26 protein-coding genes are annotated in these 22,515 nt (G+C 54.5%); 13 read left to right on the top strand and 13 right to left on the bottom strand.

Annotated features, from left to right (window positions below):
• A complete protein-coding gene (locus ACNQ0T_RS14360) occupies positions 1-192 on the bottom strand; it encodes a toxin-antitoxin system HicB family antitoxin (protein ID WP_072034772.1) in 192 nt (63 codons plus the stop codon).
• A gap of 136 nt (positions 193-328) precedes the next feature.
• On the opposite strand from ACNQ0T_RS14360, the gene ACNQ0T_RS14355 reads away from it, so the two are divergent.
• Both ACNQ0T_RS14355 and ACNQ0T_RS14350 read left to right on the top strand, forming a co-directional pair.
• The gene (locus ACNQ0T_RS14355; RefSeq protein WP_063150631.1) at positions 329-670 is read left to right on the top strand and encodes a SymE family type I addiction module toxin; all 342 of its coding nucleotides are present in this window, start codon (positions 329-331) and stop codon (positions 668-670) included.
• A 123-nt stretch (positions 671-793) separates the two neighbouring features.
• Positions 794-1,093, top strand: coding sequence for a helix-turn-helix domain-containing protein (locus ACNQ0T_RS14350; protein WP_023299004.1), 300 nt, complete (start codon positions 794-796; stop codon positions 1,091-1,093).
• A gap of 64 nt (positions 1,094-1,157) precedes the next feature.
• On the opposite strand, the gene ACNQ0T_RS14345 is transcribed toward ACNQ0T_RS14350, so the two are convergent.
• From ACNQ0T_RS14345 to ACNQ0T_RS14335, 3 genes are all read right to left on the bottom strand, one after another.
• Positions 1,158-2,039 (bottom strand): GlxA family transcriptional regulator, encoded by an 882-nt coding sequence (locus ACNQ0T_RS14345; RefSeq protein WP_038415011.1) that lies wholly within the window; start codon positions 2,037-2,039, stop codon positions 1,158-1,160.
• Between the two features lie 242 nt (positions 2,040-2,281).
• Entirely contained in the window at positions 2,282-2,761 is a 480-nt protein-coding gene (locus ACNQ0T_RS14340) for a hypothetical protein (RefSeq protein WP_022646606.1), read from the bottom strand.
• A 1-nt stretch (position 2,762) separates the two neighbouring features.
• Positions 2,763-3,551 (bottom strand): winged helix-turn-helix domain-containing protein, encoded by a 789-nt coding sequence (locus ACNQ0T_RS14335; protein WP_157506443.1) that lies wholly within the window; start codon positions 3,549-3,551, stop codon positions 2,763-2,765.
• A gap of 834 nt (positions 3,552-4,385) precedes the next feature.
• Between ACNQ0T_RS14335 and ACNQ0T_RS14330 the strand changes: the two genes are divergently transcribed.
• From ACNQ0T_RS14330 to ACNQ0T_RS14305, 6 genes are read left to right on the top strand one after another with little or no spacing between them, the layout of a single operon-like run.
• Positions 4,386-4,988, top strand: coding sequence for a helix-turn-helix domain-containing protein (locus ACNQ0T_RS14330; RefSeq protein WP_022646604.1), 603 nt, complete (start codon positions 4,386-4,388; stop codon positions 4,986-4,988).
• Positions 4,989-5,040: 52 nt separating this feature from the next.
• Positions 5,041-5,625 (top strand): fimbrial protein, encoded by a 585-nt coding sequence (locus ACNQ0T_RS14325; RefSeq protein ID WP_023299002.1) that lies wholly within the window; start codon positions 5,041-5,043, stop codon positions 5,623-5,625.
• Between the two features lie 53 nt (positions 5,626-5,678).
• Positions 5,679-6,356: a molecular chaperone gene (locus tag ACNQ0T_RS14320; protein WP_022646602.1), complete on the top strand. Its 678-nt coding sequence runs from the start codon at positions 5,679-5,681 to the stop codon at positions 6,354-6,356.
• Between the two features lie 23 nt (positions 6,357-6,379).
• The gene (locus ACNQ0T_RS14315; RefSeq protein WP_417930177.1) at positions 6,380-8,905 is read left to right on the top strand and encodes a fimbria/pilus outer membrane usher protein; all 2,526 of its coding nucleotides are present in this window, start codon (positions 6,380-6,382) and stop codon (positions 8,903-8,905) included.
• Complete coding sequence (locus ACNQ0T_RS14310) at positions 8,896-9,414, top strand: fimbrial protein (protein WP_155024890.1); 519 nt, start codon at positions 8,896-8,898, stop codon at positions 9,412-9,414. Before ACNQ0T_RS14315 ends, ACNQ0T_RS14310 begins: the two co-directional genes overlap by 10 nt.
• On the top strand, positions 9,414-10,421 hold the full coding sequence (locus ACNQ0T_RS14305) for a fimbrial protein (RefSeq protein ID WP_417930176.1): 1,008 nt from the start codon (positions 9,414-9,416) through the stop codon (positions 10,419-10,421). Before ACNQ0T_RS14310 ends, ACNQ0T_RS14305 begins: the two co-directional genes overlap by 1 nt.
• A 1-nt stretch (position 10,422) precedes the next feature.
• Here ACNQ0T_RS14305 and ACNQ0T_RS14300 read toward each other — a convergent pair whose 3' ends face one another.
• Entirely contained in the window at positions 10,423-10,947 is a 525-nt protein-coding gene (locus ACNQ0T_RS14300; protein ID WP_023305169.1) for a lipocalin family protein, read from the bottom strand.
• Positions 10,948-11,064: 117 nt separating this feature from the next.
• Here ACNQ0T_RS14300 and ACNQ0T_RS14295 point away from each other — a divergent pair, with 117 nt between their 5' ends.
• From ACNQ0T_RS14295 to ACNQ0T_RS14275, 5 genes are all read left to right on the top strand, one after another.
• The gene (locus tag ACNQ0T_RS14295) at positions 11,065-11,790 is read left to right on the top strand and encodes a MerR family transcriptional regulator (protein WP_022646597.1); all 726 of its coding nucleotides are present in this window, start codon (positions 11,065-11,067) and stop codon (positions 11,788-11,790) included.
• Positions 11,791-11,889: 99 nt separating this feature from the next.
• A complete protein-coding gene (gene uraH / locus ACNQ0T_RS14290) occupies positions 11,890-12,300 on the top strand; it encodes a hydroxyisourate hydrolase (RefSeq protein WP_063854027.1) in 411 nt (136 codons plus the stop codon).
• Positions 12,301-12,402: 102 nt separating this feature from the next.
• On the top strand, positions 12,403-13,362 hold the full coding sequence (locus ACNQ0T_RS14285) for a YbgA family protein (protein ID WP_022646596.1): 960 nt from the start codon (positions 12,403-12,405) through the stop codon (positions 13,360-13,362).
• Positions 13,363-13,507: 145 nt separating this feature from the next.
• The gene (locus ACNQ0T_RS14280) at positions 13,508-14,596 is read left to right on the top strand and encodes an AAA family ATPase (protein WP_032626628.1); all 1,089 of its coding nucleotides are present in this window, start codon (positions 13,508-13,510) and stop codon (positions 14,594-14,596) included.
• Positions 14,597-14,771: 175 nt separating this feature from the next.
• Complete coding sequence (locus tag ACNQ0T_RS14275; protein ID WP_022646593.1) at positions 14,772-15,575, top strand: DUF4225 domain-containing protein; 804 nt, start codon at positions 14,772-14,774, stop codon at positions 15,573-15,575.
• Here ACNQ0T_RS14275 and ACNQ0T_RS14270 read toward each other — a convergent pair.
• The 8 genes from ACNQ0T_RS14270 to ACNQ0T_RS14235 form a co-directional block, all read right to left on the bottom strand.
• Entirely contained in the window at positions 15,553-15,882 is a 330-nt protein-coding gene (locus ACNQ0T_RS14270; RefSeq protein WP_022646592.1) for a hypothetical protein, read from the bottom strand. The two genes, ACNQ0T_RS14275 and ACNQ0T_RS14270, sit on opposite strands and share 23 nt — an antisense overlap.
• A 123-nt stretch (positions 15,883-16,005) precedes the next feature.
• Positions 16,006-16,992 (bottom strand): GlxA family transcriptional regulator, encoded by a 987-nt coding sequence (locus ACNQ0T_RS14265; RefSeq protein ID WP_022646591.1) that lies wholly within the window; start codon positions 16,990-16,992, stop codon positions 16,006-16,008.
• A gap of 25 nt (positions 16,993-17,017) precedes the next feature.
• Positions 17,018-17,797, bottom strand: coding sequence for an MBL fold metallo-hydrolase (locus ACNQ0T_RS14260; protein WP_032626633.1), 780 nt, complete (start codon positions 17,795-17,797; stop codon positions 17,018-17,020).
• 89 nt (positions 17,798-17,886) lie between these two features.
• Positions 17,887-19,137: an HlyD family secretion protein gene (locus ACNQ0T_RS14255; RefSeq protein ID WP_023298992.1), complete on the bottom strand. Its 1,251-nt coding sequence runs from the start codon at positions 19,135-19,137 to the stop codon at positions 17,887-17,889.
• Between the two features lie 6 nt (positions 19,138-19,143).
• The gene (locus ACNQ0T_RS14250) at positions 19,144-19,893 is read right to left on the bottom strand and encodes a hypothetical protein (protein ID WP_417930175.1); all 750 of its coding nucleotides are present in this window, start codon (positions 19,891-19,893) and stop codon (positions 19,144-19,146) included.
• Positions 19,890-21,986 carry a peptidase domain-containing ABC transporter gene (locus ACNQ0T_RS14245; protein WP_417930173.1) on the bottom strand — a complete coding sequence of 699 codons (2,097 nt, stop codon included), beginning with the start codon at positions 21,984-21,986 and terminating at the stop codon, positions 19,890-19,892. The genes ACNQ0T_RS14250 and ACNQ0T_RS14245 overlap by 4 nt, the downstream gene beginning before the upstream one ends.
• Before the next feature lie 67 nt (positions 21,987-22,053).
• Positions 22,054-22,239 carry a hypothetical protein gene (locus tag ACNQ0T_RS14240; protein WP_001196016.1) on the bottom strand — a complete coding sequence of 62 codons (186 nt, stop codon included), beginning with the start codon at positions 22,237-22,239 and terminating at the stop codon, positions 22,054-22,056.
• A gap of 23 nt (positions 22,240-22,262) precedes the next feature.
• Positions 22,263-22,457: a hypothetical protein gene (locus ACNQ0T_RS14235; RefSeq protein WP_022646586.1), complete on the bottom strand. Its 195-nt coding sequence runs from the start codon at positions 22,455-22,457 to the stop codon at positions 22,263-22,265.
• Between the last annotated feature and the right edge of the window lie 58 nt (positions 22,458-22,515).

Genomic DNA, 22,515 nt, shown 5'->3' with positions numbered 1-22,515 from the left:
CTAACCTTTAGGCTCAATTCCTAATTTCGACAATTCTTTCCGACCTAGGTTTTTGAGCCAGTTTCCTAGACTCATATCAGCATCCTTAGCAGCTTCATCAAACTGTGCCTTCAACTCCGGCGTAATACGAATTTGAAAAGTTGGTGCTTTTCCGGATTTAGATTTGTTAGGGTCGCGTTTAGCTGTTGACATGTACGTACCTAAAAGAGCAAGATATCTTCACTGAGGTACGTACCTTATCATACGAAGACCTCAAATTGAAACGCCCTCGCCAGGTACTCGCAATACCGGACGAGAGCTAACCTCACCAACTATCAAGGAGTTGATTATGGCTGATTCGCATTCTACCCCAGACACCGACCAATCCGGAACCGAGCATTCGTTAATTGTGGGATACCGCCCGAATGTTTACGACAAATCTACGCCGAGAATCATCCTTTCCGGAAAGTGGCTGCGCGCGGCGGGGTTTGATACCGGACAGCAGGTCACAGTAAAGGTCATGAAAGGGTGCATCGTACTGGTGGCGTATAACGAGCAGGAGCAGCGTTTGCAGGACGATTATAAACGGACGAAAGCAAAGCTTATTGAGATAGAGGACGCGCTTGCAGCGATCCAAATTCCACATGCTGGAAAGCGCCTCGCAAAATCAAATACAAACCACCTGGCTTAGCGGCTGTTTCTGGCATACTACGAGCTTACAGACATTATCCTTATGAAGCATTTCTGATAAGGGTGGACGGGTCGAAAATGCAGTTGTTCGGTTTTATCGAACAACTGCCAGCGAGGCAGCCAAGTGAAAACCTTAAATGAAGTGATTGCGTCACGCTCACCGGAAAGCCAACAGCGCATTCAGGAGATGGCAGAGGAAATGTTCCTCGAAACCGGTCTGCAACTTCTGCGTGAAGAGCTCCAGCTTTCGCAAAAACATGTCGCCGATCTTATGGGCGTAAGTCAACCTGCGGTAACACAGCTGGAGCAGCGTGGAAACGATCTGAAGATTGCTACGCTTAAGCGTTACATCGAAGCGATGGGCGGAAAACTTAGCATTAACGTGGAACTACCCACTGGCAAGCAGGTTGCGTTTCATCTCTAGCGCGATTGTATCTGTAGTTGATGACGCAACTATATAAGCCGCATTTTACATCCACCTCAGAAAATTAATTCTGCGACGTGCGCCACACCCCAGGCGTACAACCGTACTCCGTCTGAAAATGACGAATAAAGTGCGCGCAGTCGCTGAACCCCATCCGCTGCGCAATATCCGTCACGCTTTGCTGTGAGTTCTTCAGCAGCCAGCAAGCATAGCGCAGTCTGGCGCTGCGGATAAATTCGCGGGCCGTTTTGCCGAATTCTGCGTGGAACAGACGGTTGAGCTGGCGTTCACTCAATGCCACTTCTCGCGCAAGCCCGGCGGTAGTGAGCGGCCGGGTCAGGAACTGTTCAATCAGCATGACGGCGCGGCGCAACCGCGAGTCAGGGATAAGCGCAAGATTCGCCGGACGTGGGGTGGCAATTTCATGCGGAACGAGCGACAAACGCTGACAGGTGGTGCTGGCGATATCATCCCCGGCATGGGCGCGGATAAGCTCGGTTGCCAGCGTCAGGGTGGAAATACCACCCGGGCAGGTCAACACATCGCCATCGTCGATGAAATCATACCCTTGCTCAGCATAAACCAGCGGGAAAGCCTGCCGAAATGCATCAAGGTGGAAAGGATGGATGGACGCTCGTCGTTCATTCAGCAATCCTTCCTGTGCGAGGACAAAACTGCCGGTGCCAATGCCAATGAGCGGAACCCCGGCATGGTGGGCATGTGCCAGATACGCTTTATCCCCCTGATACCCTAAGTCCAGATACTGCAATTCACCGCCGATAACAGCAAGGTAGTTAAAACTGTCCGGCGGCCCATGGGGAGAATCCGGCCTCATGATAATCCCCGCATTGCTGATAATCGGGATATCAGGAAATTCACTTATCAGGCTGATTTTAAATGCTAATTTATCCTGAGCTTTCGCTGCATAACGCAGCGCTTCCAGCAATCCAGATACCGCCAGAAGTGAATAACGGGGCCATAATATCAACCCAATATGCAGACACTTTTCCGGTACTGATTTCCCCCCATCGGAGGAGTCAAATACACTTTTCATTTACTTGCCAAATTTAAAATTAATTACATTATCGCAACATGATCTGTCGCACTTTATATTTCTAAGATAATCCTGATATTTTAAATCAAGCATAAATGAGACGGGAGGAAAATATAATGCTTTTCTCGTTTACATCATTCTTTTTTTGAACCACGACACACATATGTCGGTAATGTTCCTAAGGTAAAGATATAGTTACCATTATGTTGTTCATTGATACGCATATAAATACTCTTGCCCGGATAGACAAAAAATTGCGGTTCATATTTTTCCAGCCAGCTGTCTTCGACATTATCGTCCGGGAAAGTCATATTTTTTTCTGACGTCAGCAAATAGAGGCGATCTTTTCTCTCCACCCGAAAGGAAATTTTCCTGTCGATGGTTTTACCCGGATCGCTCTTTGCCCGGCCATTCATGCTCAGGGTGCCGAATTTCCCGTCGAAGGTGTAATTCAGCCAGACCGTCAGCGTCTCATCCGGATGGTGCTGTACCAGATTAGCCTGGCATGAAAAAGGCTGAACGTAAGATCGGTGCCACAGGTAATAGCCCGTCAGCACGCCTGCCGTGACGAGGCCCGTCACGATGACATACAGCATCTGCCGAAAACGAGTCATGCTAGCTATCCTTCAGGAAATAATCAGATATACAGCGGTTCGGTTCTTTCATTGGCCGGTCGCAGCGAATAACCGACGCACGAGGAAGCAGGGCGTACCAGCTGATGTAAACCCAGGGATATTGCGCGCATTCAGCCTTGAATTGTTCTACATAGGTCAGCGCGGAAGCGCGTTCAACGTGAGTCTGAATGTCGTTCGCAAGATAAACGCGACAGGCCCCGACGGATGCCGCAAAACGATAATCCTCAACAAAACGGTTTTCCCTGGCGCTCATATATCCCGTCACGCCTGCCCCGGCCAGGATGATCAACAGCCCCATGACGACAGCCAGCCAGCGCGTGGACTTCCTGGCAACGGGCGCTGCTGGCGCGGAGGATGCAGAGACCTCCTCGATCGCTGGCGCCTCCACACATTGTCCCTCTGCGGGTTGAGGCGCGACAGGCGAAGACTCTCTGACGGTTATTTGCGTGTCGCTTGCCAGCGTCAGCCCAATACGGGGAATGGTAACGATAGGGTCAGTTTCAAAACCAATCTTTTTGAGCCCTTTGCGCAGAATGGAGATGTTCTGGTAATAGGTATTGGAGGAGACAAGCATGCCGCGGCTTTGCCAGACAATATCAAGGAACTCTTGCTGAGTGACAATCGACCCCGCTCTGTCGATTAATAACAACAGGCATCGGCCTGCTGGCGAATTTAACACAACCACACGGTCAGGATTGTTGATATCACGTAACGTGCTGGCCGCAGGATGAAATTCGACGATATTATTTATAATGTAATGCTTATGCATAGGGGCAGTATGAATTCTCCGGTTAACAGATGTTGAACCTGAGTCACCGCATGTATGTGATGACATTCGCGTCGGGATTAATGTGACTGATTAACGGCATGCTGTATATCTTCGCCATTGGCGAAAAATCTTAATTTATATTTCATCCCTTAAGCTTCACTGAACCTGCATAAGAACTAAAGCCTTGTAGAATGCGGCTTGCAGAGCCGATTCATCCGCGATCATCCTCATTATGATGTTTTGTGAAGTTAATTTCCGCTCCACAGAAGTATCTGACTATCGACAGCATCTCTTTTATCAGAGCCTCTCCTTTTGGCGCACTCCTCGCCTCTTGACATTGACAAATATCTACATAAAAAAACATTGTACGCCACGGACATGCGTGTCTGAAATATTCAGTACTCTTAAGCCTTAAGTTTTCTCAACCTGACAAATATCAATAAGTTACATGGTTTTTGTATGCTTTTCACCCACCTCTCTATCAGTTTTTATCGATGATAACATTCGTAAATTGTTATTCCCCGTCAGCAACTTCACACCCGCACTGACACCAGACGACAAACTCCTTACAAAACATTTATCAAAGCTAAATTTTCATTAAAAATAGCGGCTATCATAATTTACAGAAAGCGAAGCGGAATAAGACCAATCAGAGGGAAGCGTCGTAACCTGTCTCGATCTCAGTAATTAATACAATTTTAGATTAATTCAGATTACCTCTTTATTGGCCGACGTATAGTAGGCCTACACTATGCAATACGTCATTGCTTCGAGAATACTGGCGATACCCTTATAAATAATTCGCCTGATTACTATTATAAATCGAGGAATAACATGACGAACAATAACCAAATAACACAGCATATTACTGTTGCATTGATGGGCGGCGATCATTATGCAAGAAACGGCATTAAAACGTTATTACGCAGCATCCGCGACGACCTTCACATCATTATCATCGAAGGAGGTTATCAGGAACTGGATAAGGCACTGTCATCGATTCGTATCGATATCTTATTTATATCCGGCGCAGAGAAATACCATACAGGGTATGGCTCACTGAAATATTTAAAAAAAATCAAAGCCACGCATCCAGAGGTGATTATCTGCCTGTACTCAACCTCTGCCCATTCCCTGTTATGGGCCAGGGAAGATATTGATGCCTATATCTCGCTACAGAACACGGTTTATCAGTGGCGGATAAAGCTAGCAAAAATGGTCGATAGCCATTATCGGCCCCAAAAGCAGCCAGCGGCGTTATCGCTGACGCCTGGAGAAAGGAGGGTATTAAAGGAACTCAGGAACGGACTGGATATACGTTACATCGCAGAACTGGAGAAACTTTCTTATCGCCGCGTGAGCGCTTTAAAAAGCTCAGCGATAAGAAAACTCGGGCTCAGGAATAAGACAGATTTGCTGGTCTTTTTAACCAGTTAGACCTGCCGCTTTCAGAGCAAATCTCGTAATAAAAAAACCAAGGAACCATGAAATGAAAGCACGCCTTACTTGCCATTCTCTGCTGGCATTAAGCATTGCCGCCCTGCTGCCAGCGGGCTCAGCACTGGCCGCCACCACCAGCGGCGGCACGGTTAACTTTAGCGGTAAAGTGGTGACCTCCGCCTGTGCCATCAGCGCCGGTAGCGCGAATATCGACGTCGACATGGGTGAAGTGCGTACCGCCACGCTGGCTGCCGCAGGCAGTGAAGCCAGTACCGCAAAAGCCTTCTCCATCACGCTGGAAGATTGCGAAATCGCCGATACCTCCGCGTCCACGGAAGATAACCCCATTGCCGCAACGACTGTGGCTATCACCTTCACCGGTACGCCGGACAGTACCGATGTGAATAGCCTGGCTGCGGGAGTAAACGGCGGCGCGGGCTCGGCGCAGCATGTCGCTATCCGTCTTTATGATGAACAGGGCAACGTCGTCAGGCTGGGTGAGCCGGCAGCAGCGATCCCCCTGCGTGCGGGGGCGAACACCCTGAACTTCAGCGCGAAATATTACTCCCCACTGGGCAACGCCACGGCGGGTGATGCCAGCGCGGTCGCAACCTACACCGTGACCTATTCGTAATCTTCAGGCCCGGTCTGCTGGCCGGGTCTGACTCAGCTTTCAGGAGACGCACAATGCGCGTAAACACATGGATTTGTCTGGCTGGCACGTTATGCTCATCCGCCGTGTATGCAGGCGGCGTGGGGTTGGGTGCAACGCGGCTGGTCTACGCAGGCGCGACGACGCAGACGATGATGCAGGTAAGAAATACCCACCCTGATGCCACGTTCCTGATCCAGTCATGGATGGAAGACGAGAAAGGGAGCCGTACCAACGACTTCGTCATCACGCCGCCGCTGTACGTCATGAAGCCCGCCAGCGAAAGCGCGGTGAAAATCATGTTCAGCGGCAACGCACTGCCAGCCGATCGCGAAACGCTGTACTGGATGACGGTCAAAGCTATCCCACAGCAGGTTAAAAACGGTTCCGGCAATTCGCTGCAATTCGCCTCTGCCAACCGCATCAAGGTCTTTTATCGCCCTGAGTCGCTTCGGGAAGGCGCAGGAGAGGCATGGAAAAACCTTGCAGGCGCCTACCGCGCGGGCAAGGTCACGCTGACCAACCCAACGCCGTATTACCTCACCACCATTAACCTGAAAATTGATGGCAGGCCGGTGTCGCCCGTCATGGTGCCGCCGAAAGCCAGCGTGACGCTGGCAGACACCTTCAGCCATGCGAGCAGCATGAGCTACCAGACGATTAACGATTATGGGGCCTGGACGCCCGTTACCCGCACGTCATTGTCCCAATAATAAAAACAGTAAGGCGTGACCACATGAAAATTAAAATCCTGTGCGCCACGGCGATCGCCCTGGTGATTCGGCAAGCCGTGGCTGCCGAAAGCGAGCTGCACTTTAATCCTGCGTTTCTTAACGGCGAACAGGCAAACAGCGCCGACCTCGCCTGGGTCAACGCCGGGAGCGCGTTGCCGCCGGGCGAGTACAATCTTAACGTGTATATCAACACCCAGTTCGCGTTCACAGGTAACGTCACGTTTCGCGTCGCTGAAAACACCGCCGGTGAAGCCCTGCCGTGCCTTACACCTGCGCAATTCGCCGCACTTGGCATCGACAGCCGTCAGGCGAAAGGGGGTGAGCTGTCGCCTGCGCAGCGCTGCATTTTTTTAACCCGGTCATTCGCCGATACCCGGTTTGATTTTGACCAGAGGACGCTTACCCTCAACTTCACCGTACCGCAAAGCGCGATGCGCGCTCTGCCGCGCGGGTACGTCAGCCCGGAGAGCTGGGAGTCCGGCATCCCTGCCGCGTGGCTGAACTATGTGGTCAATGGCGCGAATAATGAATACCGGGGCGAGACGCGCACGCGGGAACAACAGCTGTTTGTGAGCCTGAACAGCGGCGCCAACCTGGGCGCATGGCGGCTGCGTGATTTCACCACGTGGACCAAAGAGAGTAACGAACTCACCCACGTCCAGACCTGGCTACAGCGGGATATCCGTGCCCTGCGTGCCCAGGTTTATGCCGGTGAAACGTTTACCTCCTCGCAGGTGTTTGACGCCGTTGGCCTGCGTGGGATTGCCCTGAAGACCGATGACAATATGTTGCCCGCCAGCCTGAGCGGTTACGCGCCTGAAGTGCGCGGCATCGCGCGCAGCAATGCCACGGTGACGGTTCGCCAGAACGGTAACGTTATCTATCAAACCTCGGTTCCGCCGGGGGCGTTTGTGCTGAAAGATCTCTATCCAACCTCTTCCGGCGGCGATCTCGCGGTCACCATTCAGGAGAGCGACGGCAGCCAGACGCAATACACCCTGCCCTTTGCCAGCGTGCCGAATCTGGTGCGTAACGGTCAGGTGAAATATGCTCTGGGGGCCGGGAAATACCGCCCTGCGGGCAATCAGATCTCGCCCTCCTTCGCGCAGGGCGAGCTGTTCCTGGGCTGGCGATACGGTCTCACGTTTTATGGCGGGGCGCAGTTTTCCGATCGCTACAACGGCCTGGCCTTCGGTATCGGGCAGAATCTCGGCCGCTTTGGCGCCTACTCCCTCGACCTCACCCATGCCCGCAGCCAGCTGGCTGATAATCAGCACTACACCGGGGATTCGGTGCGCCTGCGGTACAGCAAGCTGCTGAACGATATCGGTACGCGGGTCAATTTCTTCTCGCTGCGTTACTCAACGGCAGGGTTTTATACTCTCAGCGATACCACTTACAAAGGCATGGCGGGCGGAGCGCCAGAACAGACCGTAGAAGACGATGGCACCGTCACCACCCGCTACGACAAGGTTTACAACCTGCATATGTCGCGTAAGGCAAAAAATCAGCTGCTGTTGTCGCAGCCGATGGGCGAATACGGCGCGCTGTCGCTGTCCTGGGATCAACAAACCTACTGGAATACGTCAAAAACCACGCAAAGTTTGCAGTTCGCGTGGAACGCAACGTTTCGTAACCTGTCGCTTGGCATCAGCGCCCAGCGTAGCTCTAGCCTGTACGACAACAAGAAAGACAATATCCTCGCGTTGTCCCTGTCGGTGCCGCTGAGTAACCCGGCGCTGTCGACCCGCCTCCGTTTTACCGCTACCCATGCGGATCCCACTGGCACCACCGCCAGTACCGGTGTCAGTGGTTATCTGCCAGGACAGGAGAATCTTTTCTATAGCGTCAACCAGCGCTACAGCGCGCAGCAGCACTACGGCGGCGATGCCGCGCTGCAATACGAGGGCGCGTGGGGAGACTATAACCTGGGCTACAGCTACGCCGGTAACTCCCGCAACCTCAGCTACGGGATGAGCGGCGGTGCGGTGCTGCATGAGGATGGCCTGACGCTGAGCCAGCCGCTCGGGAACACCAATATCCTGGTGAAAGCCCCGGGCGCCAGCCATGTCGCCGTGCTCAACCACAAGGGCATCAAAACCGACAGCCGGGGCTATGCGGTGATCCCGTACGCCACGCCGTATCGCGTTAATCAGGTTGCGCTGGATGTCACCACCGTGGGCAATGACGTGGAGCTTGAGAACGCCATCGCCAATAAAATCCCCACCGACGGGGCACTGGTTCGCGCCACCCTCACCACGCGTCAGGGGGCAAAAGCGATGTTTATCGTGCGTCACGCTAAAGACGTGCTCCCCTTCGGCACGCTGGTCTCGTCAGAGGATGACAACGCCAGCGGTATCGTCGGCGATGGCGGCAGCGTGTATCTGACCGGCCTGTCAGCGAAGGGAACATTGCATGCCGTATGGGGACGCGACAGCACCCAGCGCTGCACGATCCGCTATGCGTTGAACCCGAAAAATTATCAGGCCCGCACCGGGCTGTATTCCCAGGAGGTCATATGTCAGTAACCGTCCGGTTTCTCCCCCTGATCCTGCTGATGTTCATCACCGTCCCCGTACACGGCTATGACGTGCTGGTTTCCGTGACCGGCAACGTGATCGGCAATACCTGTATTGTCTCGGAAGATTCGAAGGAGCAAAACGTGCCGCTGGGCACCCTCGGCGTAAAGCAATTTAGCGAGGCGGGGGCAGTCAGCAATATCAAAACGCCCTTCACGCTCACCCTTGAAGCGTGCGGCCCTATCTTTGCTGGCGTGAAAATCCGCTTCAGCGGTACGCCGGATGACGAGAACCCGCAGCTTCTGAAAGTCGCTGACGGCGGCGCGACCGGCGTGGCGGTGCAGATTCTGGATAAAGACAGCGTACTTATCCCGCTGGACACCCAAACCACTGCTTACGGCGCGGCGGGGGATGACAGCGTAAAAATGACCTTCTATGCGCGACTGGCCGCCACGGGTGCGCCGGTCAATGCCGGAGACGTTTCGGCAGTGGCGACCTGGACGACGGAGTATCAATAATGCGTTTACTGTTTTTAGGCCTGTTTTTCATGACGTCTCAGGCACTTGCCCTCTCCTGGACATCGGATATCACACTTTCACCCACGCCCATGTCCTGGTCCGGCCCGGCAGACTCCATCGTGCCCGGAAAGACGATCGGCTCTGAATGGAGCGCCACTGCGAGCGTCTCGGAAGTGTTCTGGTGCGGCCTGGTTTTTACCTGCTCCAAAGGGACGCTGGAGCCGAGCAGCAGCGTAACGGCCACTGGCATCACGGTTATTCTTGATGGCGCCAGTTACATGGTATTTGAAACGGGCGTGCCCGGCATCGGCTTCATTCTTGGGCTTAAAGATTATAACGGCACCACCTATGTCCCGATGCAGACGGGCATTACGCAGAGTTATCCGGCCGACGGGACTAACGGTTACGCCTCCACACTGGGCTGGTCGGCAAAAGTGACGTTTATCAAGACCGGCGTTCCGCTGAAATCCGGCGTATACCAGACCCCCACCATTAACGCGGCGATCCTGACGGCCTATAACAACGAAGTGAAAACCGCGCAGGTGATCATCAACCCGACCACCATCACGGTGACGGCAAGCGGCTGCACGGTAGGCACGAAAAGCGCCAACGTCGACCTGGGCACCATTGATGTTCACACGCTACCCAGCGTAGGCAGCACCTCGCCATCGGAGGCGTTTAACGTCAGCCTGACCTGCGATGAGAACGTGGCGGTTAACGCAGTAATGACCGATCAGACCACGCCGTCAAATATCTCGTCGGTCGTGACGCTGACCGGGGACTCCACGGCCTCCGGCATTGGCGTGCAGTTTTTCTATAACGGTACCGGGCCGCTGATGATGGGGCCAGACAGCTCGGCCGCAGGCACGACGGGACAGTTTTTCATCCAGACCACCAGCGCAGCACAAACGCTGTCGCTGCCGTTCCAGGCGCAGTACATCCGAACCGGAGAGCTGGTCCCCGGCTCGGCTAACGCCCTGGCAAGCATCACCTTTTCGTATCAGTAGGTCAGTGTTTAACCCACACCAGCTGATCGACCCGGAATCCCAGATCGCGTGCGGTATTCAGGTAGTCCTGTTTTACCGCATCCGGAATGGTCGGGGTGCGCGATAAAATCCACAGGTAGTCGCGGTTCGGGCCGCTGACCAGCGCGTACTGGTACTTATCGTCCAGCTTGATCACGTTATAGCCGCCGTAGAACGGGCCGAAGAACGATACCTTCAGCGCAGCCGTAGTCGGTTCGCCGGTAAAGTACGCCTTTCCTTCGCTCTCATTCCACTTGTTCTTCACCGGATCATAGCCACGATTCAGTACGCTGATACCGCCATCGCTGCGCTTGCCGTACGTCGCGGTCACCTGTTCCAGACCGCGCTCGAAGCGATTTTCCAGTCGGGCGACTTCATACCATTTGCCGAGATAGCGGCTGGCATCAAAGCCGGTAATGGGCTGCACGCCTTTCGGCGGCGTGGGAGATTTACAGGCAACCAGCGTCAGCGCAATGGCGACACCGGTAACGACAGGCCATAGCCTCATGAGAACTCCTTTCATTTACGCGGTTGGACGTTAAGTGTAGCGCACCCGTGCGGCGCTTCATCCCGTCGGGGAATATTCGTAGTATATTGAGACTACTCCTTCTCTTCGGATGCAGACATGGCTTACTCCATCGGCGAATTCGCCAGACTCAGCGGCATCACCGCCACCACGCTGCGGGCGTGGCAGCGACGCTATGGATTACTCAAACCCGAGCGTACGGACGGCGGTCACCGCCTGTACAGCGATGAGGACGTTCAGCAGGCGCTGAAAATCCTCGACTGGGTTAAAAAAGGCGTACCCATCGGCCAGGTAAAATCACTGCTGGAACGTCCTGTGCCGCGCCGCGCCAATAACTGGCAAACCCTGCAACAGGCCATGCTGCAAAAGTTGCAGGAGGGGAAAATTGAATCCCTGCGTCAGATGATTTACGACGCCGGACGCGAATACCCAAGGCCAGAGCTGGTCACTAACGTGCTGCGTCCGTTGCGCAGCCAGATATCGGCCAACGTCGCCGCCGCCATGACGCTGCGTGAGATCCTCGACGGCATCCTCATCGCCTACACCTCGTTTTGCCTTGAGGGCGATAAAAAAGCGCCGGGCGATAACATCCTCATCAGCGGCTGGCATCTGAACGACCCGTGTGAGATCTGGCTTGAAGCCCTGACGCGCACCGGCCAGGGCCACCGCATCGACATACTGCCGGTTCCCCCTGCCGCGCTGGCCCCGGAAATTTTTCCGGATCGCAAATGGCTGCTGGTTACCAGCGGTAAACTTACCGCCGCGCGAAAAAAGCAGGTTGCGCAGTGGCAGCAGCAGGTTTCCCTTGAGGTAATTATCCTCTGATTATTTTCTGCTGTGGCAAACTTCACGAAAAGTTGAATATTTTTTCGCGCAGCGAGTGCTAACGTTTTCCTGTCACCGACAACTCAACAGGAAAACACGATGAAAAAGACACTCCCTCTGATGATACTGGCTACAATGGCTTTCGCCCCTGCCGCATTCAGCGCCCCGGCAGGCACCCTGAGCGTCCACGTTCTGGATCAGCAAACCGGTATGCCGCCAGCGGATGTGGCCGTCACGCTGGAAAAGCAGGAGCAGAACAAGTGGACCCCGATTGCCAGCGGTAAAACCGACCACGACGGGCGTATTAAATCGCTCTATCCGCAGGATCAGGATATGACGCCAGGCGTCTATAAAGTGACCTTCAAAACCGCAGATTACTTCCACGGCAAAAAGCTGGACTCCTTCTTCCCGGAAGTGCCGGTGCTGTTCACCGTCACCCGCACCAATGAAAAACTGCACATCCCGCTTCTGCTCAGCCAGTACGGTTACTCAACCTACAAGGGCAGCTGATTGCTCTTGATTTTAAAGACGATTAAAAAATAATCCCGTCAATACTTGGACAAATACGCATTGTTGTGTAACTTTTAGATATGAGATCGGGAGGTGCACATCATGACAACAAAACCTGTGCTGGGTATTAGCGGATGTTTGACCGGTTCCGCCGTTCGCTTTGACGGCGGACATAAGCGTATGGGCTTTGTGATGGATGAGCTGGCGCAGTGGGTCGCTTTCCGCCCGGTATGCCCTGAAATGGCTATCGGCCTGCCCACGCCTCGTCCGGCGCTGCGCCTGGTGATGACCACTGGCGGCGAGACAGAAATGCGATTCAGCAAAGCGCCGCACGATGACGTCACGCAGAAGATGGCCGCATTTACGGCAGATTATCTGCCGAAAATCGGCGATCTGTCAGGGTTTATCGTCTGTGCAAAATCCCCTAGCTGCGGCATGGAGCGCGTGCGGCTGTACGACGAAAACGGCAACCGGGGCCGCAAGGAGGGAGTCGGGCTGTTCACCGCCGCCCTCCTTGAAACTTTCCCCTGGCTGCCCGTCGAAGAAGACGGTCGCCTGCACGATCCGGTACTGCGGGAAAACTTTGTTGAGCGCGTTTTTGCTCTCCACGAACTGAACGTAATGCGTAAAAATGGCCTGACGCGCCGTGCCCTGCTGGACTTTCACAGCCGCTATAAGCTTCAGCTTCTGGCGCACCATCAGGCAGGCTACCGTGAAATTGGTCCGTTTGTGGCATCACTGCATGAGTGGGACGATCTGGACGCGTTTTTCGTGGCCTATCGCGACAAACTGATGAATATCCTGAAAAAACCCGCTTCGCGGAAGAATCACACTAACGTGCTGATGCACATTCAGGGCTATTTCCGTAACCAGCTGAACAGCCGCCAGCGCGGAGAACTGCGTGATGTGATCCTGCATTACCGGGACGGACTGCTGCCGATCCTCGCGCCGCTGACGTTGCTTAAGCATTATCTGGCTGAATACCCTGACCGGTATCTGATGACGCAAAACTACTTTGATCCCTATCCTGATGATTTGGGTCTGCGTCTGGCCGTTACCTGATAAGAAAGAAGCGAAGGCCCATTGACCCACAGAGGCCCAAAGCTGTACCCCGTTTAGACGACACCCTCACTGTCGTCTTTTTTTTGCGCTCAGCGTAAAATACTGTAATTCTGTACAGGTTAAGCATGCACAGCGGAGTACCCCGATGATCAAAAATCTGCATATTCAAAACTACCGCTCAATTCGCGATATGTCGCTTGAGCTGGAACAGCTCAACATCGTGTTCGGCCCCAACGGCACCGGAAAATCCAATATTTATAAAGCGATTTACCTGATGCACAGCGCGGCGCAGGGGCAATTCTCCCAGGCGCTGGCAAACGAGGGGGGAATTTTGAAAGTGTTCTGGGCGGGCAAAACCCGCAGCGACCAGCTGCGGCGCATGAACCTGGCGGTGGAAACGGAAACCTATGAATATGAGCTTCAGGTCGGGTTCGTGGAAAAGCTGCCCTATCCCTCACAGTTTCAGCTCGATCCGGTGATCAAAGAGGAATCTATCTGGTTGAGCGGCCAGCACCGTCGTCCGTCGTCACAGCTGATGAAGCGTAAGAATCAGGCGGTTTTCCTGAACAACGTGCATCACGAAAAAGTGACCCACAGCGGTACGCTGTATGAGAACGAGTCGGTGTTCGGGCAGCTCGGCGAACCGCACCTCTATCCCGAAGTGTCGCAGATGCGCGAGTCCCTGCGTAACTGGCGCTTTTATCATGAGTTTTCCGTCTCATCCGGCTCGGCGATCCGTGCGCCGCAGGTGGGTTTTCGTTCCCCGGTGCTGGCCAGCGACGGTGCGAACCTGGCCGCCGCGTTTCAGACCATTGTCGAAATTGGCGACGAGCTGCTGCTGATGCGCATTCTCGACCAGGCCTTCCCCGGCTGCGTGTTTTACAGCGACAACACCGGCGGGCGCTTCCGCATGATGATGCAGCGCGAGGGGCTGAGCAGGCCGCTGGAACCGGCAGAGTTCTCCGACGGCACGCTGCGTTTTTTGTGCCTGGCGGTGGCGCTGCTAAGCCCGCGCCCTCCCGCATTTATCGCCCTCAACGAACCGGAAAACAGCCTGCATCCGCAGATGCTGCCCGCTCTGGCAAGCCTCATTGCCGAGGCCAGCCGCTACTCGCAGATCTGGCTCACCAGCCACTCGCCGGAGCTGGCGCAGTTGATTGAGAAGCACCGATCGTTTTCGCTGTATCAGCTGTCGATGATGGAGGGGGAGACGCGGATGGAGCGGCTGGGGTAATGCATTTCTTTTATGCAGTCACCACTTTCAAGGTCGCCATCAACGACGAAGATGATTTCCGTCGGTATATACCTTCGGCGAATTCTGCGCTCGCGACAGATTATCAAATTTATTGTTGCCAGTTTCTGATGCCAGGATAATCTGTAAACGTTGGTTATCAGATGAGAAAATTAAAATGGATATTGTACTTTTCCCTGGTCAGAACGCCCGCGCATGGGCTGAAACAATGATAAATCTTGAAGCCCGCAAGCTCATCAATACTGCGAATATTGTCGGAGGGCAACATCTCAGCGACGGACTCGCACGGATTAAATTTATGGATGATATTCGGCAGTTTGTGATGCAACAATTTAGTGCTACCCGGGCAGCCAGAAGTGATGAGGAGTGCATGGAATGCCTGAAAAACATCCGGGCTGAGAACGAAAGTCTTCTTGAGCAAAGCAGAATGCTTCGCTCCCGTACAGCTCAGCTTTTTGCTCAGATTGAACTGGTTAAAGAAAATAACAAAGTCGTCGGTTACGTTATCTCATCGATTAAGGTTGTGCTTTCAGGGTTACAGATTGTTGCAGGTGTTGGTGCAATGATGACAATGAATCCAGTGGGTGCGCTTGCAGGAGCGATTCTGGTTATGGATGGTGCAAATGCCATTTCAAAAGAAATTAACAGAACGCTTCAACATCAACCAAACTCCGAAGGTATGCTGGCAGATGGCGTCATGGATATCGCTCAGTTTATGGGATTTAAACGTGAATCAGCACTTGGGGTATTCAATAGCGTAAGCCTGGCAGCAAGCGTCTATACGGTATTTGGCGCCATCCGGAAACCCGAATCATGGCGTCTGTTTCGTTATCTCCCGCTGGATTTCTACCGCAAAGTCGACGGAATGAATCGCGCAGCGCTCACTATGAAAATTGTCGGCTGGGGTGTCTCTGCAAAAGTCTCGTTTGATTTAATTTCTAATGCGTCTGGCCAGAACTAATGTATTTCTTTCTGAAGCGCCAGGCTTTGTAAGCAATGATTGGGGGTTGAAAAAACCAGGCAATAATCAATACGATGAAAAGAGAAATACCGCCGGAAACAATATTGTAATGTTCAGCGAAAAAAAGAAGCGCCAGGAAAATCAGAGCCACAGCCGCAGTAATACACAGTACCATGATGAAACGCTTGCCCAACTCAAGCACCACCTCGAGCAGGGATGAACCATAACGGCTAACGTTTCGGTTCAGATACGCTAATTCCTTTACGGTGAAACCTGATTCAAGTAACTGCGTTTCAATATTGTTCATGCCACTACCTTTTCTTCTGGAAAGTAACGTGGATTATCTTAACCGGAAGAGAAGTGCTTGTAACCCGTCTGATGCATACCCATTACCGCCCGCTTTAAAGGCAAAGAAGTCGCCCACGTCTTTTTATTCCATCTCGCCAGCATTATTTTTCGCTGCAAACGGCTTAACGCGAAACGTCTTACGCCACTCCGCCGGACTGACGCCAAAGCGCGCCTTAAACTGCTGCCGATACGTCACCGCTGATAAAAACCCCACCTGCTCAGCGACGCTTTCGATTGGCAGACTGCCGGACTCCAGCAGGATCTGGCTGCGCCGCAGTCGCTCGGCGGTAAGCCAGTCGGCAACGCTCATGCCCGTCGCCTTGATAAAATGGCGGGTCAGCGTGCGTCGGCTCATCGACACCACGTCCGCCAGCGAATCCAGGTTATGCGGCTCGGAAATGTGCTGCTGAAGGTAGTCTATGAGACAGTTAATCCGCCCGTCGCGGGTATCTTTCGGCACAGGCTGCGCAATAAACTGCGCCTGCCCGCCCTCGCGGTGCGGCGGGACGATCATCCGGCGGGCAATCTGATTGGCGACGACGCTGCCAAAGCGCTGGCGGATGATATACAAACAGCAGTCGAGCGCGGCGGCGGTACCTGCCGAGGTGATCACATTGCCGTCGTCCACGTAGAGCGCGTTGATGTCCAGTCGAACGTCCGGAAACAGCGTCTGAAACTGGTGTTCAAACTCCCAGTGGGTGGCGGCCCGTTTGCCGCTGAGTATGCCGGCATAGCCCAGCACAAACGATCCCAGACACAGCCCAACAATTTCCGCCCCGTTGTCTCTGGCCTGAACCAGGCTGTCGAGCAGCGTCTGAGGCGGGCGCTCCAGTACGTGCTGCCAGTAGGGTACAACCACAATTTCAGCCGATGCGATCGCGGAAAAATCCTGCGTCGCATGCAGGGCAAAACCGTCTTTCGAGGTCAGGAATCCCGGTTTTTCAGCGCAGATCGTGACGTTAAAGCGCTTTTCCCCGGATACCGTATCGCCAAACAGAATGCAGGGGACGGAGTAGTGGAACGGGCTAAACCCGTCCACCGCGACAATAGCAACGTTAACAAGCGGCATCTGTCTCTCCTTTCCCCTTTAACACTCAGAATATAACGGTTTCGCCGTCCTGAGGAATGCTCACCGCGTCACTTATCTCGTTGGCGTCAACATACTCGCGCAGCGCGCGGCGGGTCAGCAGGCAGTGGTTGATAGCTTCCATATGGGTCGCCACGATTTTCGCCTGCGGCAGCAGGAAATGCACGTTAAGCAGATCTTCTTCCCCCATGATAATTGGCCCAAACCCGATGACGTGGGCGTAACCAGCGTTGAGCACGACAACGTCCGGTTGATGCTTTTGTAGATCGGCCGCAACCGCGTCGCGCCAGATGGTATCCCCTGCGATATAAAGCGTCTTCTCATCGGGATGACGGAAGACCACGCCGCAGGCTTCACCCAGACGCTCTGCCAGCTCCGGCACGGCATAAGCGCGGTCAGTGCCGTGCTGGCCGCCATAAGTTTTCGCAATCCGGATATCGCCGAACGTCGTTTCGTCGGTCATGACCGTCAGGTTGTGAAAGCCCTGTCCGCGCAGCAGCGCGGCATCGCTATCATTTTGCACGTAGATCGGCTTGTGTTTGGCGATCAGCTCGACGGCATACTGATCCCAGTGATCGTCATGGGTATGGGTGACGATCACCGCATCGGTGTCCAGCAGCGTTTGAACGTCAACGGGAAGCTCGACCATCGGGTTGCGAATATCGGCCCGCGCGGTGCCGGGAAAACCCGGATAAGCGCCTTTTGGCGCCAGCATTGGGTCGATTAAAAAGCGTTTTCCTGCGTAAGTGATCAGCTGGGTGGCATTGCGAATTTGCGTAATGTTCATGGGCTATCCTCCGGTTGGTATGAGAAGGAGAATAGCCCCAGGGTGCCGTTAAGAATGTGGGCTAAAGGGCGATGATCGATGAAATCGGGTCAATCGATAAACCGCTTGCGTACCCTTTCCAGCGGCGCAATCAGCAGATTGATAAGCGGTTTACGATCGATAACGATATCGGCGTTCACCGTCATCCCGCCCATCAGCATGCGCTTTTTCTTGTCCGGGTCGGTAAACCAGGAGGGGACGCGCACTTTAGCCAGGTAGTAGTTCTGCCCTTCCTGGAGCGGGATCAGCGCCGAATGGGCATCAATGTTTACCTCATAGAAATCGGACAGCGTCGCCTCCACGGAACCGTATTTGTCCACGGGCCAGGAGTCGAAGCGCAGCTTAACCTTATCGCCTTTCGCCACGCGCCCCACCCCCGTTGCCGGAACATACAGGTACCCCTCCATCGTCGCCGCGGTATTTTTACGGATCACCACCACCACCTCGCTGTTTTGCGTAATGGCCCGGCCTGGCGGGAAGTTAATCGCCACCACGTAGCCATCTGAAGGGGCCAGCATCGCCATGGTGGAACTCCCCCGGCTGGACAGGTTGCGATCGATTTCGCTGATGCGGTTTTTCACGTACAGCTGCTCTTCGCTCAGCGAATCAATTTGCGACTGGGTGCTGTCGGTCAGGCTGGTTTTGCGCGCCTCAAGCTCAAGAATAGTGCTCTCCTCCAGCGTCAGGTTGAGCTGGGCGTTGAGCACATCGTTATGGCTTTTATCGAGATCCACTTTGGAGACATAGCCCTTCCCGGAGACGGATTTCCACGCCTCGTAGGTGTCGGTGCTGTTTTTTAACAGCGCGCGCAGCTTCTTCACCTTATCGCGGGAAACGGCGATCTGCTTGTCAGTGAGAGCCAGCTGCTGCGCCAGATTTTTGCGATACGATGCTATCGAGTCCTCAATGGCCTGGATGCGCTGCTCGCTGCGCTTTTTCTCCGCTTCCATCTGCTGGCGGTCAAACTGCACCACCGAGCCCTGCTTGCCGCCATAGTCCTGCGACACGGTGAACAGCGGATCGTTTTCCTTCACGTACTGGCCGGGCCGGACGGCAAAATCAACAAGGGTTCCGGACTCTCTGGCGCGCACCTCCACATCGCCCTGCGCCGGGATCAGCACCCCGCGTGCCAGCGTGGTTTCCGAAAAGTTGAAAGCAATCGCAAAGACCAGCAGGCAGAGAAAAAAGGCGATGAACAGCGTCAGCACGGTTTTCAGCCGCGGCGCGTTGATTTGATAGCTTTTTGAGAAGTGGTGCGGGATTAGCGCCCGACGCTGTCGGCTTCGGTTTTTTAATTTCACGATATGTCATCCATGATAAATCACTGAAAGATCGTCCCATCCACTCCAGAGCGTGGGGGTTTTGCGCAGCGCGTTCAGCGTGTCGGCGGCGGCCAGACGGTAATCCTCTGGCGCATACGCCTGGCTCTCCAGCCCAAACTCTACCGCGTGCAGCGAACAGACCGGCAGCAGCGTTCGGACGCTGTAGCCATAACGGGATAAAAACCGCGTGGAGACGTCCGTTAACCACGCCTTGCGATCGCCTGCCTGAATTGGGAACAGTGGCGCATCCGGCAGGCGTTCATCCATCAGCAGCACCGTCACCAGGCGCTGAGGGGCGAAAAACGTGCCGGCGCGCCGTCCATCGTGTGCGGCCATCAGCTTGTGCAGCGCAGGGTGACGGGTAATAAACTGAAAGCGCACATCATCTGGCGCGGTGGCGAGCAGCGCATCCATAATCAGGCCAAAGCCCGCCCAGCGCATGCCCAGAAGCAGGGTGCGAGGCGAACTGTAAAACCCCTGATCCTGCGTCCACTGCGCCACGTACGCATGCAGATCGAAGCGAACGTTGCGCGCCCACAGCGCGGGCGGGAAAATCTGTTCCACGAAGTTAAACCCGCTCAGCTCATGGGCGTTCTGATGCAGAAAATCAGCCGGCACATCGGCCTCCGGGCAGGGCATAAACTGGCTGTAGTTTTGCGCAATCCGGTTTGCCATTAAGGTGCGTCCGGCCTGGCGCGCGCAGAGTCGGGCATAGAGACGCGGCAGAAACATCATTGCTCACTCTCCCGCAGGGTGCCGTTTTCCATGGTATAGAGACGCCCCTGACAGCCCACCACGTCCGGCGAGTGGGTAACAAATACCAGGCCAATCCCCAGGCTACGCAGGTTCGCCAGCACCTTTTGCGCGGTGGTCTTATCCAGGTTCGCCGTCACTTCGTCGCAGAGCAGTAGCTTAGGCTGGCTGTACAGGGCGCGCGCCAGGACCAGACGCTGCATCTCCCCGGCCGAGAAAAAGGTGTTCCCCGGCAGCATCTCCGTTTCGTAACCGTGCGGCAGACGGGCGACGACGTGGTCCACTTCCGCCAGCCGACACGCGGCGATGACCTGCTCTTTATCCGGCGCGCTGTCAAAGCAGGCGATGTTGTCCAGAATCGAGCCGGTGAAGAGAATATCGTCTGCATGGACAATGCGGATGTGCTGGCGCAGCGAGGAAAGATCGCACTCTTCAATGGGGATCTTATTGATCCGCAGCGTGCCAGACGATGACAGCAACATGCCGGAGATCAGACGCAGCAGCGTGGTTTTTCCCGACCCGCTCTGGCCAACGATCACCGCCTCTTCGCCCTGCTTCAGGGTCATGTTGATATGCTGTAGCGTGGCCTCCCGGCCTGGATAAGCAAATGAGACATCCTCAAATTGCAGACAGACCGGCGAGGTGACAATCCGCTTCCCAAACTGGCTGGTTTCAGAGGGGGCAAACAGCAGGTCGCCCACGCGATCCAGCGGCCCCTTAAGGGCATTTTTGTCCAGCAGCTTCTGCGCCACCTGCACCATGGCATCGGAAAAATAGCGCTTATAGCTGATATAGGCGTACAGCATCCCGATACTCATCTGCCCTTCCAGGATCAGCCACGCGCCAAAGCAGACCACCAGCAGTTGCTCGGCATTGATCACCAGCAGCGAAGCCACGTCAAAGCGGGCCAGCAGCCGCTCTTTACGCATCAGCCCGGCGATGTGTTCGCGCTGGGATTTGTCCATCACCGCATCCCGGGCCTGCTCCATATTGTTCGCCTTGAGCGTAATGATCCCTTTCTGTGTCTCTACCAGCAGAGATTCATACTGGGCGGTACGCTCGATGGAGTCATCCACCGCGCGTTGATAGGGGCCGATCAGCGAAAAGCGGATCAGGAAAAACACGCCCATCAGCAGCATCGTCAGCAGCGCAATTTTGACGTTATACAGCAGCATAAACAGCAGGCTGGTGACGGCGATCAGGCTGGAAAAGAGAATTTGCACGTAGCCATTGCTGATGAACTCCGCGCAGGCGTGGAGCGATTTTTCAATAGCCAGCACGATGCCCGGCGGGCGCGAGCGGAACCAGTTGGTCTGGGTGCGCAGCATGTAGTGGCGCACGGACTGGCTTAAATCGTCATAGGCAATATTACGCATCAGGATCTCAAGCAGCTGCTTGAGGAATTTACCGATGACTTCAAAGATAAAGACGATAGCGAAGATCGCGGTGAGCAGGATCACCAGATCGCTGTCGCTGCGGGAAATGGCCTCATCCATAATCAGCTGCACGTAGGTGGGGCTCGCCAGCATGGTGATGAGAGTAAAAATACAGAGCACAAACAGCAGCAGCTGGCGCTGGAACAGGCTCGGAGATTTATTGGCTAACCGGCCAAGCGTGAGCTTTTCATCCGGGGATTTCTTTTCGAAACACGGCGTGGGCTTAAGCTCAAGCACATAGCCGGAAAACAGTTTTTCCGCCTCTTTCAGGCGGTAACGACGCACGCCGCTGGCCGGGTCGTGAACGGTCACGCTGCGGCTGTCGATCTTCACGATGACCACGAAATGGTTGCCGCGCCAGAAGGCGATGAGCGGCAGCTCAGACGTTTCTATTTCAGTGATTTCGCCTTTAAGCACCCGGCCAGACATATTTTTATCGCTGGCAAGGGTCAACAATTCCGCCATTGAGGTTCCCGCATCGGCGGAAACGGAAATCTCCCGGCGCAGCTGGCTGACGGAGACATGGTGGTCATAGTGCCCCAACACCATCGCCAGGCAGGCCAGTCCACATTCGGTAAATTCATGCTGGCGAATAACAGGGGTCTTACCCTGTTTTTTATACTGAAAGAGCGAAAACATAATGATCCGTGGCTGAAATAAAAAAATGGCCCGGCAATGCGGGCCATGCGTACAACGTGCTTCTCGCTTAAGCGCTGAAGAAACCGCCGATGAAGCCGCCCACCAGGCCGAATACGCCGCCGATGGTGCCGCCCAGCGCACCTAACATCTGGCTGCCCGCGTTATAGCCCGCGCTTGCGCCCTGAATAGCGGCAGCAAACGGATCCCAACCACCGATGATGGCCTGTGCTTTTTTGAAATCGATAACTTGCATGATACTTTTCCTGTAAACGTGAATTAGTTGTAGCTACCAACCAGCGCGCCCAGGAAGCCCATTGCGCCACCCAGAACTCCGCCAACCACACCGCCAACCATGCCCATGATGCTGGCGCCAGTGTCGTAACCCAGCTGTGCACCTTTAACCAGACCAGCGAACGGGTTTAACGCGCCGCCAATAATGTCTTTCGCTTCTACGAATGAAATCGCTTTCATTTTTATCTCCTGTAGTGATGGATCTTTAGCATGATGCTAAAGGCTAATTTCCTTTTAT

Source organism: Enterobacter cloacae complex sp.6700776 (assembly GCF_048284255.1).
Taxonomy (GTDB): Bacteria; Pseudomonadota; Gammaproteobacteria; order Enterobacterales; family Enterobacteriaceae; genus Enterobacter; species Enterobacter intestinihominis.
This window is presented reverse-complemented; position numbering and strand designations above follow the sequence as displayed.